Source organism: Brevibacterium sp. 50QC2O2, assembly GCF_024580675.1.
Classification (GTDB): Bacteria; Actinomycetota; Actinomycetes; order Actinomycetales; family Brevibacteriaceae; genus Brevibacterium; species Brevibacterium moorei.
This window is the reverse complement of the sequence record NZ_JANIJZ010000002.1, coordinates 193,199-205,707: the sequence shown is the minus strand read 5'-3', so window position 1 is coordinate 205,707 and position 12,509 is coordinate 193,199. Positions and strand designations below refer to the sequence as shown.

9 protein-coding genes are annotated in these 12,509 nt (G+C 65.1%); 3 read left to right on the top strand and 6 right to left on the bottom strand.

Going from position 1 to position 12,509, the window contains the following annotated elements; translation table 11 throughout:
- Positions 1-45 precede the first annotated feature (45 nt).
- The 3 genes from NQ038_RS02410 to fdxA all read right to left on the bottom strand — a co-directional run bounded on the left by NQ038_RS02410 (position 46) and on the right by fdxA (position 2,978).
- Positions 46-1,332 (bottom strand): citrate synthase, encoded by a 1,287-nt coding sequence (locus tag NQ038_RS02410; protein WP_257047183.1) that lies wholly within the window; start codon positions 1,330-1,332, stop codon positions 46-48.
- A gap of 176 nt (positions 1,333-1,508) precedes the next feature.
- Positions 1,509-2,648: a succinyldiaminopimelate transaminase gene (dapC, locus tag NQ038_RS02405; protein WP_373456766.1), complete on the bottom strand. Its 1,140-nt coding sequence runs from the start codon at positions 2,646-2,648 to the stop codon at positions 1,509-1,511.
- 6 nt (positions 2,649-2,654) lie between these two features.
- Positions 2,655-2,978, bottom strand: coding sequence for a ferredoxin (fdxA, locus tag NQ038_RS02400; protein WP_257047181.1), 324 nt, complete (start codon positions 2,976-2,978; stop codon positions 2,655-2,657).
- A 139-nt stretch (positions 2,979-3,117) separates the two neighbouring features.
- Between fdxA and NQ038_RS02395 the strand changes: the two genes are divergently transcribed.
- The gene (locus tag NQ038_RS02395; RefSeq protein ID WP_257061764.1) at positions 3,118-4,203 is read left to right on the top strand and encodes a GNAT family N-acetyltransferase; all 1,086 of its coding nucleotides are present in this window, start codon (positions 3,118-3,120) and stop codon (positions 4,201-4,203) included.
- A 25-nt stretch (positions 4,204-4,228) separates the two neighbouring features.
- On the opposite strand, the gene NQ038_RS02390 is transcribed toward NQ038_RS02395, so the two are convergent.
- The 3 genes from NQ038_RS02390 to NQ038_RS02380 form a co-directional block, all read right to left on the bottom strand.
- Complete coding sequence (locus NQ038_RS02390) at positions 4,229-5,629, bottom strand: PIG-L family deacetylase (protein ID WP_257047179.1); 1,401 nt, start codon at positions 5,627-5,629, stop codon at positions 4,229-4,231.
- A gap of 16 nt (positions 5,630-5,645) precedes the next feature.
- The gene (gene typA / locus NQ038_RS02385; RefSeq protein ID WP_257047178.1) at positions 5,646-7,559 is read right to left on the bottom strand and encodes a translational GTPase TypA; all 1,914 of its coding nucleotides are present in this window, start codon (positions 7,557-7,559) and stop codon (positions 5,646-5,648) included.
- Between the two features lie 115 nt (positions 7,560-7,674).
- On the bottom strand, positions 7,675-8,289 hold the full coding sequence (locus NQ038_RS02380) for a PH domain-containing protein (protein ID WP_257047177.1): 615 nt from the start codon (positions 8,287-8,289) through the stop codon (positions 7,675-7,677).
- Between the two features lie 194 nt (positions 8,290-8,483).
- On the opposite strand from NQ038_RS02380, the gene NQ038_RS02375 reads away from it, so the two are divergent.
- Together NQ038_RS02375 and NQ038_RS02370 are read left to right on the top strand one after the other, a co-directional pair.
- Positions 8,484-10,310, top strand: a complete 1,827-nt coding sequence (locus tag NQ038_RS02375; RefSeq protein WP_257047176.1) for an ABC transporter family substrate-binding protein — start codon at positions 8,484-8,486, stop codon at positions 10,308-10,310.
- Between the two features lie 349 nt (positions 10,311-10,659).
- Positions 10,660-12,489, top strand: coding sequence for an ABC transporter family substrate-binding protein (locus tag NQ038_RS02370; protein ID WP_257047174.1), 1,830 nt, complete (start codon positions 10,660-10,662; stop codon positions 12,487-12,489).
- Positions 12,490-12,509: the final 20 nt, after the last annotated feature.

Sequence of the window (12,509 nt, the reverse complement as noted above, 5' to 3'; positions counted from 1 at the left end):
GCGGCAAGCGCTGCGAGAACCGTCCAGAGCTCGGGGTCCGGGAGCTCAGCGCTCCGCGATCGGGGTGTAATCGCGCGCTGCAGAGCCAGTGTAGATCTGGCGCGGACGGCCGATCTTGCCCTCGGGGTCGTTGATGCCCTCACGCCACTGCGCGATCCACCCGGGCAGGCGGCCCAGGGCGAAGAGCACGGTGAACATGTTCGTCGGGAAGCCCATCGCCTTGTAGATCAGGCCCGTGTAGAAGTCCACGTTCGGATACAGGCTGCGGGAGACGAAGTAGTCGTCGGCCAGCGCGATCTCCTCGAGCTTCATGGCCAGGTCGAACATCTCGTCGTTCCCGCCGAGCTTCTCCAGCACCTCGTGCGCGGTCTTCTTCACGATGGCGGCGCGCGGATCGTAGTGCTTGTACACCCGGTGGCCGAAGCCCATCAGACGTACGCCCTTCTCCTTCTTCTTCACCCGCTCCATGTACTTCTCTGCGCCGTCGTCGCTCTGTGCGATCTCCTCGAGCATTTCGAGGACCGCGGAGTTGGCTCCGCCGTGCAGCGGGCCCGACAGGGCATTGATGCCGGCGGCCACGGACTGGAACAGGTTGGCCTGGGCGGACCCGACCAGACGCACGGTGGAGGTGGAGCAGTTCTGTTCGTGGTCGGCGTGCAGGATGAGCAGCTGGTCCATCGCCTTGGCGATCACCGGGTCGACCTCGTAGTCCTCGGACGGGAAGCCGAAGTTCACGCGCAGGAAGTTCTCGACCAGGTTCAGATTGTTGTCGGGGTAGACCACGGGCAGGCCCTGGCTGCGCCGATGCGCCAGAGCCGACAGGGTCGGCATCTTCGCCAACAGACGGACGCTGGAGATGTCGATGGCCTGTTCGTCGAAGACATCGAGCGAATCTTGGTAGAAGGTCGACAGTGCGTTGACCGCGGACGCCAGCATCGGCATCGGGTGCGCGTCATAGGGGAACGCCTGGAAGAAGCGACGCAGGTCCTCGTGGACGATCGTGTGCTTGCGCACCCTCTGGTCGAAGGCCGCCAACTGTTCGGCGGTGGGCAGTTCGCCGTACATGAGCAGGTAGCTCACCTCGACGAACGAGGATTTCTCGGCCAGCTGTTCGATGGGGTATCCACGGTAGCGCAGAATGCCCTCATCGCCGTCGATGTAGGTGATGGCCGAGGACAGCGAAGCGGTGTTCGCGAATCCGGGGTCATAGGTTACCTTGCCGGTTTCCTTCAGCAGGGAGCCGATCCGCAAGCCATCGTTTCCTTCGACAGCATCGACTTGAACGAGCTCGAGTTCGGAATCACCCACCCGCAATACGGAATCCGCCGACATATTCTCTCCTCTGCGTTGACTGCATGGAACCCTCTTGGGGCCTCATGGAAGACTACCGTTATTCAGCACAAACTCTAAATCTGTACTCAAACTTCTCCGATTCTAGACAACCCTCGAATCGTGGGGAGTATGAGGTTCGCCCTGCGGACGCGGCCGGGCGGATCAGATTGGCCCGCTCAGGACCTGGCGGCATCGCGTAGCCGCGTCGCCGCGGCCAGAATGCGCTCATCGGTTGCCGTCAGGGCGATCCGCACGTGTTGGGAGCCGCCTGCCCCGTAGAACTCACCGGGACCGGCGATGATGCCCAGTTCTGACAACCGGCCCATCGTGATCCAGCAGTCCTCGCCCGCAGTGGCCCACAGGTAGAGGCCTGCGCTCGAATGATCGATTCGCAGGCCGAAGGCCTCGACTGCCGGATACAGGGTGTTCCGACGGGCGCGGTAGACCTCTTTCTGGGCCAACACGTGAGAGGTGTCCTGCAGGCCTGCGACCATCGCGGTCTGGATGGGGCCGGGCACGATCATCCCCGCGTGCTTGCGCGAATTCGTCAGCTCCGCGATGAGCTCGGCATCGCCGGCCGCGAAGGCCGCGCGGTAGCCTGCCAGGTTCGACTGCTTGGACATGGAGTAGACGCTGAGCACACCGGTGTAGTCGCCGTTCAATGCCGAGAGCACGCTGGGTGCCGGTTCCTCGGACTCCCAGTTGAGCAGGCCATAGCATTCGTCGCTGGCGACGACGACCCCAGCCCGGCGGGCCCGCTGGACCACCCGGGCCAGCAGCTCGGCGGGCAGGACCTCGCCGGTGGGATTGCCCGGGCTGTTGATCCACAACAGTCCGATGCCCTCCAGGGAGGCGCCGGCGGCGATGTCGCGGACGTCCAGGCGGACGCATTCGACCCCGGCGATCACCGCGCCCATCTCATAGCTGGGGTAGGCCGCTGTCGGTGCCGCGACCTTCAACCCCATCTGGCGCAGGCCCAGCAGGGTGGGCAGCCAGGCCACGAGTTCCTTCGAGCCGACGGTGGGCAGGACCTGGGTTGCGGGATCGAGTTCGATCCCGTGCCACTGCGCGTACCAACCGGCGATCGCCGCGCGCAGCTGAAGCGTACCGGCCGTGGTCGGGTAGCCGTGCGAGTCAGCGCCGGCGGCCAGGGCCTCCTGGATCACCTGCGGTGTCGCATCCACCGGGGTGCCGATCGACAGATCGCATACACCGTCCGGGTGCGCCGCGGCACAGTCCCGGTAGGGGCCCAGCTTGTCCCAGGGGTATTCGGCCAAGTGCAGCCCGAAGTCCGCGGAGGTCCTGTGCATGTTCATAGTCCTTCAGTCCTGGTTCTGCGGGGGGAGGTCGGCGATCATCGGATCGTCGGAACCGATGTTACCGAGTTTGGCGGCGCCGCCGGGCGAACCGATCTCATCGAAGAAGTCGGCGTTCGCCCGGGTGTAGTCCTCCCATTCCTCGGGCACATCGTCCTCGTAATAGATGGCCTCGGTGGGGCAGACCGGTTCGCAGGCGCCGCAGTCGACGCATTCGTCCGGATGGATGTACAGGGTCCGTGCACCCTCGTAGATGCAGTCGACCGGGCATTCGTCGATGCACGCCTTGTCCTTGATGTCGACACAGGGCTGTGCAATGACATAAGTCACGTGAGTCTCCTCGGATGAGCGGATAACACAACGCCACCAGCGTACTCCCCGGTAGGCTTGGACATAAGTAAGTAGGGCCTAGTGCGCAGCCGGTCGTCCACCGGCCGCCGACCCTCCCCCGACACCGAAGAAGGTCTCCATGCTCGAACCCCGGATCGGTATGCGCATCGTCGTCCGCAGGCGCATACCGGACGGTTCCACGGATGTGCTCGGAGAGGTCGCCGCCGTCACCGACGAGGCGATCTCACTGGCCACGATGACGGGCCCGCAGACGGTGCACCGGGCGGAGGTGGAGCTCATCCACGAACTTCCGCCGGCCCCGCAGGCTGCGGGCCCCCTGCACCGGATCGTTTCGGCGGCCGATCTGCGCAAGGTCTCGGCCGCGGTCTGGCTGCCGAACGATGTGGCCTGGCTCAACGCCGACAATCTGCGCGCCGAGGCAGCGGGTGCCGCCGGCGAAGCGGGCGTCGCGGATGCCGCGACCGTCCAGACCGGCTGGCTGTTGCGCGCCGCCGGCGGGGTATCCTCCCGCGGCAATTCGGCCCTGCCCCTGCCCGGTTCGGGTCTGGAGGCGGGCCAGGCACTGGACCTGGTCCAGCAGTGGTACCAGGACAGGGGCCTGCCGGAGACCGTTCACATCTACTCCGGTCGCGGCACGCATGCCCTCGACGAGGCCTGTGCTCCCCTGGCTCCCCTGTTCAAGGCAGGGGGCTTCTCGCCCAGCGAACCCACGCTGACGCTGACAGCGGATACCGCCGCCGCTGCCGGCGTGGACGCAGCCCAGGCCGTGCCGACGCCGGCGGGCCTGCAGATCGTATTGGCCGATGCCCCGCACCAGGTCCACTTCTCCGCCTGGGGATATGGGGCCGAGGATGAGCGCCGCGCGCAATTCGCGCAGTTGGTGACATCACCACAGGACTTCACGATCCTGTCCGCTGTGGCGACCCATCCGGACGGGTCGAAGTCCCTGGTGGGCACCGCGCGCCTGGCGATCGCGATGAAGTGGGCGGTCGTGTCGAATCTGGTGGTGGCGCCCGGCCTGCGCCGCAGGGGTGCCGCCCGGTCACTGGTACGCACGGCCGCCCACCTGGCGGCCCGGCGCGGAGTCCGCTCGGTGATGGCCGAGGTCGCAGCCGGCAATGCGGCTTCGCTGGGCCTGTTCGCGTCCCTGGGGTTCACCGAGCACCACCGGTACTGGTACGCCAGGATGGCCTCGGCGAACTAGCCGGGGTCCCGTCCGGCGCGCAGGTTCAGCGCCGCGCCGCCGGCAGTTTCAGGGACTTGAGGGTGAAGGCCTCCACCACGGCGATGATCATCGGACCGAACAACCAGGCCAGGCTGCGCAGGGTGCCGGTGACCAGCAGGTCGTGGCCGGGCCACAGTGACTGCTGGCTGAACAGGAATGTCACCCCGGAGACCACGATGGCGAAGAGCAGCACGACGAGGGTGGAGCGGTAGGTGTTGGCCAGATGCCACATGGCCACACCGGCCATCGCCAGGGACAGGACGACGCCCCAGGGCAGGATCACCGCCTGACCGGCCAGGTCCACTGCGGTCGCGTTAAGGTGTTGCAGGGTACCCAGGACCGCGACGATTACCGCCAGCAGCAGTGTGTACAGATAGCCGGCGATCCCGGGGCGTCCGGCTTTCGCCTCCCGAGCGGCCGCTCGGGCCTGACCTGGCGACATGCCGGACAGGGCGGGAGCGGAATCGAGCCCGATGACGTCGAGCACGCTCATGGCGTGGTCGACCGCGCGGGGTACCGCGCCCACGCCCGAGGCCGTGAAGTACTCAACCGCGCCGATTCTCTGGCCGATGCCGTTGGACAGGGCGAAGAACTCTCCGCGCACCGTTATCTGGGTGGCGTGGGCGGCCATCGCGGCTGCCTTCTGCGCGAATACCCCCTGCACGTCCTCGGCCACAAGAGGGGTGCCCTCGGCCGCGATTGTGGGAGCCGAACCGGCGGCGAAACCGGTCTCGGCGAAGCCCGGCTGGCGCGGGTCGAAAGCCGCTTCCGCCTGCTCGGCGGGGACCTCGGTGTACAGCAGGACGGGGGCCGCGTCCGTTGGCAGGGCGGAGACCGCGGCGACGGTGGCATCATGGGCCCGGCGGTGATCGGGATGGCCATAGCCCCCGCCGGGCCCATAGGTGACGACCAGGTGTGGGCGCAGCTGCGCGATAACGGCACCGATGTAGGCAGCGACCTGGGCTACGGGTGCCGCGCACAGCGCTTCCCCGACCATCGCGGGGTCGGGTGCGGCGTGCCCGTCGGCGCCCCACACCATGCCCGAATCCTCGAACCTGCGCACGGGCCGGCCGGGGCCTGCTCCCCCGGGTTCGCCGGCGCCGAGGAAGCGGTGGTCGGTGACCCGCAGTGCCCGCATCGCCGCGGCCAGTTCACCTTCGCGATGGGCCGCGAGTGCGGCCCGGCGACCCTCCAGGTGAAGGGAGTCCTCGCCGATCACCTCGCCGCCCTCGCCGCGGGTGCAGGTCAGCAGCGTGACCTGGGCGCCCGCGGCGATCAAGCGGGCCATGGTGCCACCGGTGGTGATCGACTCATCGTCGGGATGAGCGTGCACGAACAGCACACGGGCGGCCTGCTCACCGGTGACCTGGGCGTTCAACGGGGCGTCCTGAACGGATTCGGGCACTGCGGCTCAGAACCTCTCAGGCGTTCTGACGGCGACGGGCGCCGGCGGCCTTGTGGCGTTCCTTGCCGTCGAGGATCACCTTGCGGATGCGCACGAAGGCCGGGGTGACCTCCACGCACTCGTCCTCATTGGCGAACTCGAGGGATTCCTCCAACGTCAGCTTGCGCGGGGGCGTCAGGGCCTCGAAGGAGTCAGCCGTCGCCGAACGCATGTTCGTCAGCTTCTTCTCCTTCGTGATGTTGACGTCCATATCGTCTGCGCGCGAGTTCTCGCCGACGACCTGGCCCTCGTAGACCTCGGAGGTCGGTTCGACGAAGAAGGAACCGCGCTCCTGCAGGTTGATCATCGCGTAGGGGGTGACGACACCGGCCCGGTCGGCGACCATCGAGCCGTTGGTGCGGAATTCGATCGCACCGGCCCAAGGGGCGTAGCCGTCGGCGATCGAGTTGGCGATGCCGGTGCCCTTGGTGTCGGTCAGGAAGCGGGTGCGGAAGCCGATCAGGCCGCGCGCGGGGACCCGGAACTCCATCCGGACCCAGCCGGTGCCGTGGTTCGACATCGCCAGCATGGTGCCCTTGCGGGCGGCCATCAGCTGCGTGACATTGCCCAGGAACTCCTCCGGCACGTCGATCGTCATGATCTCCATCGGCTCGTTGAGCTTGCCGTCGATGGTCTTGGTGACGACCTGGGGCTTGCCGACGGTCAGCTCGAAGCCCTCACGGCGCATCTGCTCGACCAGGATGGACAGGGCCAGTTCACCACGGCCCTGGACCTCCCAGGCGTCGGGGCGTTCGGTCGGCAGAACCTTCAGGGACACATTGCCCACGAGTTCCTGATCCAGACGGTCCTTGACCATCCGTGCGGTGACCTTCGTGTTCTTCTCGCGGCCGGCCAGCGGCGAGGTGTTGATGCCGACGGTCATCGAGATCGCCGGATCGTCGATCGTGATCGGCGGCATGGGCCGCGGATCCTCCAGGTCGGTAATGGTATCGCCGATCATGATCTCCGGAATACCAGCGATCGCGACGATGTCGCCGGGACCGGCGGTTTCGGCGGGAACCCGCTTCAGCCCCTGGGTCTCCAGCAGTTCGGTGACCTTGGACTGGGTGATGGTGCCATCACCGTGTGCCCAGGCGACCTGCTCGCCCTTCTTCAGGGTGCCGCCGTAGATGCGCAGCAGGGCCAGACGGCCCAGGAACGGGCTGGCGTCGAGGTTGGTCACGTGGGCCTGCAGCACACCGTCGTCGTTGTACGCCGGGGCCGGGATGTGCTCGAGGATCGTGGCGAACAGGGGTTCGAGATCATCGTTGTCGGGCAGTTCGCCGTCGGCGGGCTGGGTGGTGCTGGCCGCGCCGGCCTTGCCGGAGGCGTAGACGGTGGGCACGTCGAGGACGGCGTCGACATCCAGGTCCGGGTGTTCCTCGGACAGGTCGGCGGCCAGGCCCAGCAGCAGGTCCTGGGTCTCTTCGAGCACACCGTCGATCCGGGCGTCGGGACGGTCGGTCTTGTTCACGACCAGGATGACGGGCAGGTTCGCGGCCAGCGCCTTGCGCAGCACGAAACGGGTCTGCGGCAGCGGGCCCTCCGAGGCGTCGACCAACAGCACGACGCCGTCGACCATGGACAGGCCGCGCTCGACCTCGCCGGAGAAATCGGCGTGCCCCGGGGTGTCGATGACGTTGATGACGACGGGGCCGTCGGTTGCACTCTTGCCGTTGTAGAGCACCGAAGTGTTCTTGGCCAGAATGGTGATGCCCTTTTCGCGTTCCAGGTCACCGGAGTCCATGACGCGTTCGGCAACCTCGCCGTGTTCGCCGAAAACGCCGGTCTGGCGCAGCATGGCGTCCACCAGGGTGGTCTTGCCGTGGTCGACGTGGGCAACGATGGCGACGTTGCGTCGGTCAGCCCGGCGCGAGGTGTGTTCAGTCATGGAGTCCCTTACTTAAGACAGATTGACAAGCGCACCGGTGACTGCCGCCGCGCTCACGGTTCATCGCGCCCGAACCCAGGGCACGGGCGCGCCATAGTCAATTGTACGCATCCGGTCAAAGGGACAGAATGCCCAGCACCGCCCAGACCAGTGCGATTCCCGCCACAGCAACCGCCCACGGGATCCATTGGCGCACCGGAGGGGTCGGGTCGATGCGCGGGTCGTCCAGCGCGCCCAAGGTGCGCAATGCGGAGAAATAGTCCACCACCGCCTGCGCTTTGGGGTCCGGTACCGCGCTCACCGCCTTCTTCTTCTGCCCCTCCTGCTGCCGGGGGCGTCGCTTGGAGCCGGGCAGGGCCCAGGCGGAGTACTTGCGTTCCCACCGAGTGTGCACAGTCAGCCCGAAACGCAGGTCGAAGGATTCCACTGCCGGCCAGGGCAGCGTGGTGACACTGAAGACGTTGACTATTCGCAACCCGGCGGGGCTCAGTTCGACCCGGGGGAAGTAGAAGGCCAACCAAACCGCGGCGCCGAAGGCCAGCGGGATGCCCGACAGGGCGATGGCGTCGGCGGGCCCGGCCTGGACGAACAGGGACACCACCGCGACCACGACGATCACCGCGGTGATCCAGCACAACGGCGCCGAGCCCCCGGAGCGCAGCGTCTGCAAAAGAGCGATATCACTGCCCGGCAGGGTCTGGGCGGGTTCTGGTCCGGTGTCTTCAGGCATGTCCTGCACTCTATCCAATCCGGTTTCCCGGCCCGTGGCTCCCACACTCGAAATGTGCTGTTTCCCACATTCCGACATAGACTTGCGGGATTGTGTCTACTGTGCATTCCATCACGGGCATAATCGGAAGAAACTCCCAGAGAACACTCCGGGAGCGCTTGGGGAAGATCCCCATCCCATGAAAGGACGACAACGTGAAAAAGCGTTTCCTCAGCGCGGCCGCGCTCACGGCGACGGCCGCCCTGCTGCTGGCCGGGTGCACGCCCAATAACGGAGGGTCGGGCGCGTCGGCCGAAGGCGGCAAAGACAATGCCGAGGTCAAGGTCATGTGGAACGAGCCCCTGCGCTCGGTGAACAACAACACGACCACCGGCAACGCCACCGCGAACTCGAACATCATGTACATGATGGACGATGCCTTCAAGTACTACGACAAGGACCTCAAGCTCCAGGACAATGAGAGCTTCGGCAAGGTCGAGAAGGTCTCGGACAATCCTCTGAAGATCAAGTACACGATCGCCGACACGGCCAAGTGGTCCGATGGCACGCCCTATTCCGCCGCGGACCTCGTCCTGGCCTGGGGCGCCTTGAGCACTAACTTCAACACCAAGGATCTGACGAAGGTCCAGGACGAAGAGGGCAATGTCAAGAAGCAGAAGGGCGAAACGGTCGTCTTCAACGCCGCAGACCCCGGCGTCGCACTGATCAAGAAGTTCCCGGAGATCGGCGCCGACAACAAGTCGGTGACCTTCGAGTACTCCAAGCCCTTCGCCGACTGGGTGAACAATCTGACCACCACCGATTCCGGCCTGCCCGCCCATATCGTGGCGAAGAAGGCCCTGGGCATCGACGATGCCACCAAGGCCAATGAGGCCGTCCTCAAGGCCTTCAAGGACAAGGACGACAAGCCCCTGGCGAAGATCGCGAACACCTGGAACAACGGCTTCGACTTCACCAAGATGCCCAGTGATCCGGACCTGTTGGTGGGCACCGGGCCGTTCAAGATCGCAGACTTCCAGGAGAACCAATACCTCACGCTGGAGCGCCGCGACGACTACGAGGGCGCCCGCAAGCCCAACGTGCAGAAGATCACGATCCGCTACAACGAGGATCCGACCGCCGCGGTCCAGGCCCTGCAGAACGGCGAGGTCGACATCATCCAGCCCCAGGCCACCGCGGACATCCTCAAGTCCGTCCAGGGCCTGGACGGGGTGCAGACCGACACCGGCGACGACGCCACCTACGAACACGTCGATTTGGTTTTCGACAATGACGGCCCCTTCGACCCCAAGACCTACGGCGGGGACAAGGACAAGGCACTCAAGGTCCGTCAGGCCTTCCTCAAGGCGATTCCGCGCGAGAAGATCGTCACCGACATCATCAAGCCGCTGAAGGACGACGCCGCCGTGCGCAACTCCTTCACCCAGGTGCCCGGATCGCCCGACTACGACCAGATCGTCAAGGACAGCGGGATCGAGAACGCCTTCGGCAAGCAGGACATCGACGGTGCCAAGAAACTGCTGGCCGAAGCCGGCGCCTCCAAGCCCAAGGTCCGCATCATGTACGGCAAGGGCAACGTCCGCCGCGAGCAGGAATTCCAGCTGATCAAGGAATCCGCCGAACAGGCCGGATTCCAGATCGTCGACGGCGCGGACGCCCAGTGGGGCCAGCACCTGCAGCAGATCGACAAGTACGATGCCTCGCTGTTCGGTTGGCAGTCCACCTCGACCGCGGTCACCGAATCCGATGCGAACTTCCGCACCGGCGCTCAGAACAACTACGGCAAGTACTCCAATAAGGCCGTGGACAAGCTTTACGACCAGCTGCAGACGGAACTCGATCCCGCCAAGCAGGCGCAGATCGAGGGTCAGGTCGAAAAGCACCTGGTCGACGACGGCTTCGGCATCACGCTCTACCAGTTCCCCTCGATCACCTCGTATAAGAACACCCTGCAGGGCGTCTCCAATATCACCGTGGCACCCACGATGTTCTGGAACTTCTACGACTGGAAGATGCAGTAACAGCAGGCACACACGAAACACCCTGCATCCGCACCCCGCGGATACAGGAGTTGGCGGCCCGCATCCGATCCCCGGATGCGGGCCGCCGTGCATTCACCCCTCGGACGGAGCATGCGTTTGCCCAGTTCAGCCCGGTCACAGACCACATGAATATGACGGTCATGTAACGCCATAGGATCTCCACGTCACAGATTGTGCGAACGACCACATTGTGGAATAGAGTGGCGTTACTCATGCACCGTGCATCGGGCTCCCACTCCTTTCACAAGTGAGGGCTTCGGGCACGGGGACCCGGATCCTCCGGTCATCTACTGGGTCGAAACGACCCGTACCTACGAAAGGAGAAGAAGTGAAGAAGCGCTTCTTGTCTCTCGGTGCGGCAGCCGCCGCCACCGCCCTGCTGCTGTCCGCCTGCACCCCGAACAACGGCGGTGGCGATGCCTCCGCTGATGGCGGCGGCAACGGCGATGCCGAACTCAAGGTGATGTGGAACCAGTCGTTCTACTCCTCGAATATCAATTCCTCCACGGCCAACGCCGTCGCGAACTCGAACATCAAGTACTTCACCGACGACGCCTTCAGCTATTACGACCATGACCTCAAGGTCCAGCCGAACACCTCCTTCGGCAAGGTCGAGAAGGTCTCCGACAGCCCCATGAAGGTCAAGTTCACGATTGCCGACACGGCCAAGTGGTCCGACGGCACTCCCTATTCGGCTGCCGACTTGGTCCTGGCCTGGGGCGCCCAGAGCACGAACTTCAATACGAAGGACGCCGCCAAGGTCGCCGATGATTCAGGCAACGTCAAGAAGCAGAGCGGCGAGAACGTCGTCTTCAACTCCGCCGACCCCGGCATCGCCCTGATCAAGAAGTTCCCCGAGATCAGCGATGACGGCAAGTCCGTGACCTTCGAATACTCCAAGCCCTTCGCGGACTGGGAGATCACCCTGAGCCAGCAGGACTCCGGCCTGCCCGCCCACATCGTGGCGAAGAAGGCCCTGGGCCTCGACGATGCCACCAAGGCCAACGATGCCGTCCTCAAGGCCTTCAAGGACGACGACAAGGCATCCCTGACCAAGCTGGCCAATGTGTGGAACACCGGCTTCGACTTCACCAAGCTGCCCAGCGATCCGGATCTGCTGGTGGGCACCGGTCCGTTCAAGATGACGGAATTCCAGGAGGGCCAGTTCCTGACCCTGGAGCGCCGCGATGATTATGCGGGCGAGCGCAAGCCCGACTTCAAGAAGATCACCTTCCGCTTCAACGAGGATCCGACCGCCGCGGTCCAGGCCCTGCAGAACGGCGAGGTCGACATGATCAACCCGCAGGCCACCGCGGACATCCTCAAGTCCGTCAAGGCAATCGACGGGGTCAACGTCCTCAACGCCGACGGCGCCACCTATGAACACGTGGACCTGGTCTTCGCCAACGGCGGCCCCTTCGACCCCAAGACCTACGGCGGGGATAAAGAGAAGGCCAAGAAGGTCCGCAAGGCCTTCCTGCAGACCATCCCGCGCGAGAAGATCGTCAATGACATCATCAAGCCGCTGAAGGAGGACGCGCAGGTCCGCGATTCCTTCATCCAGGTGCCCGGGTCCCCCACCTACGACCAGATGGTCAAGGACGGCGGCTGGGATGCCGCCTATGGCAAGGTCGACGTGGACGGGGCCAAGAAGCTGCTGAGCGAGGCGGGGGTCTCCAAGCCCAAGGTCCGCCTGATCTACGCGAAGGGCAACGCCCGCCGTGAGCAGGAGTTCCAGCTGATCAAGGAATCCGCAGAACAGGCGGGCTTCCAGGTCGTCGACGGCGCCGATGCCCAGTGGAGCGAGCACCTGCCCGACACCAGCCGTTACGACGCCTCGCTGTTCGGCTGGCAATCCGAGAACACCGGTGTCTCCGCCGCGGACGCGAACTTCCGCTCCACCGGCCAGAACAACTACGGGAAGTACAACAACCCGGAGGTCGACAAGCTGTTCGATCAGCTGCAGGGCGAACTCGATCCGGCCAAGCAGGCCGATATCAGCGGCAAGATCGAAAAGCACCTGGTCGACGACGGCTTCGGCACCACGATCTTCCAGTTCCCCGAGGTCATCGGCGTCAAGAACACCATCGAAGGCGTGAACTCGACCTCCGTGGCGCCTACGCTGTTCTGGAACTACTTCGACTGGAAGGTCCAGTAGACCGCCGGGAGGCGGACACA

Coding starts and splice junctions, on each gene's coding strand:
- NQ038_RS02410 (WP_257047183.1), bottom strand. CDS start 1,332: ATGTCGGCGGATTCCGTATTGCGGGTGGGTGATTCCGAACTCGAGCTC.
- dapC (WP_373456766.1), bottom strand. CDS start 2,648: ATGAACATGCACAGGACCTCCGCGGACTTCGGGCTGCACTTGGCCGAA.
- NQ038_RS02395 (WP_257061764.1), top strand. CDS start 3,118: ATGCTCGAACCCCGGATCGGTATGCGCATCGTCGTCCGCAGGCGCATA.
- typA (WP_257047178.1), bottom strand. CDS start 7,559: ATGACTGAACACACCTCGCGCCGGGCTGACCGACGCAACGTCGCCATC.
- NQ038_RS02380 (WP_257047177.1), bottom strand. CDS start 8,289: ATGCCTGAAGACACCGGACCAGAACCCGCCCAGACCCTGCCGGGCAGT.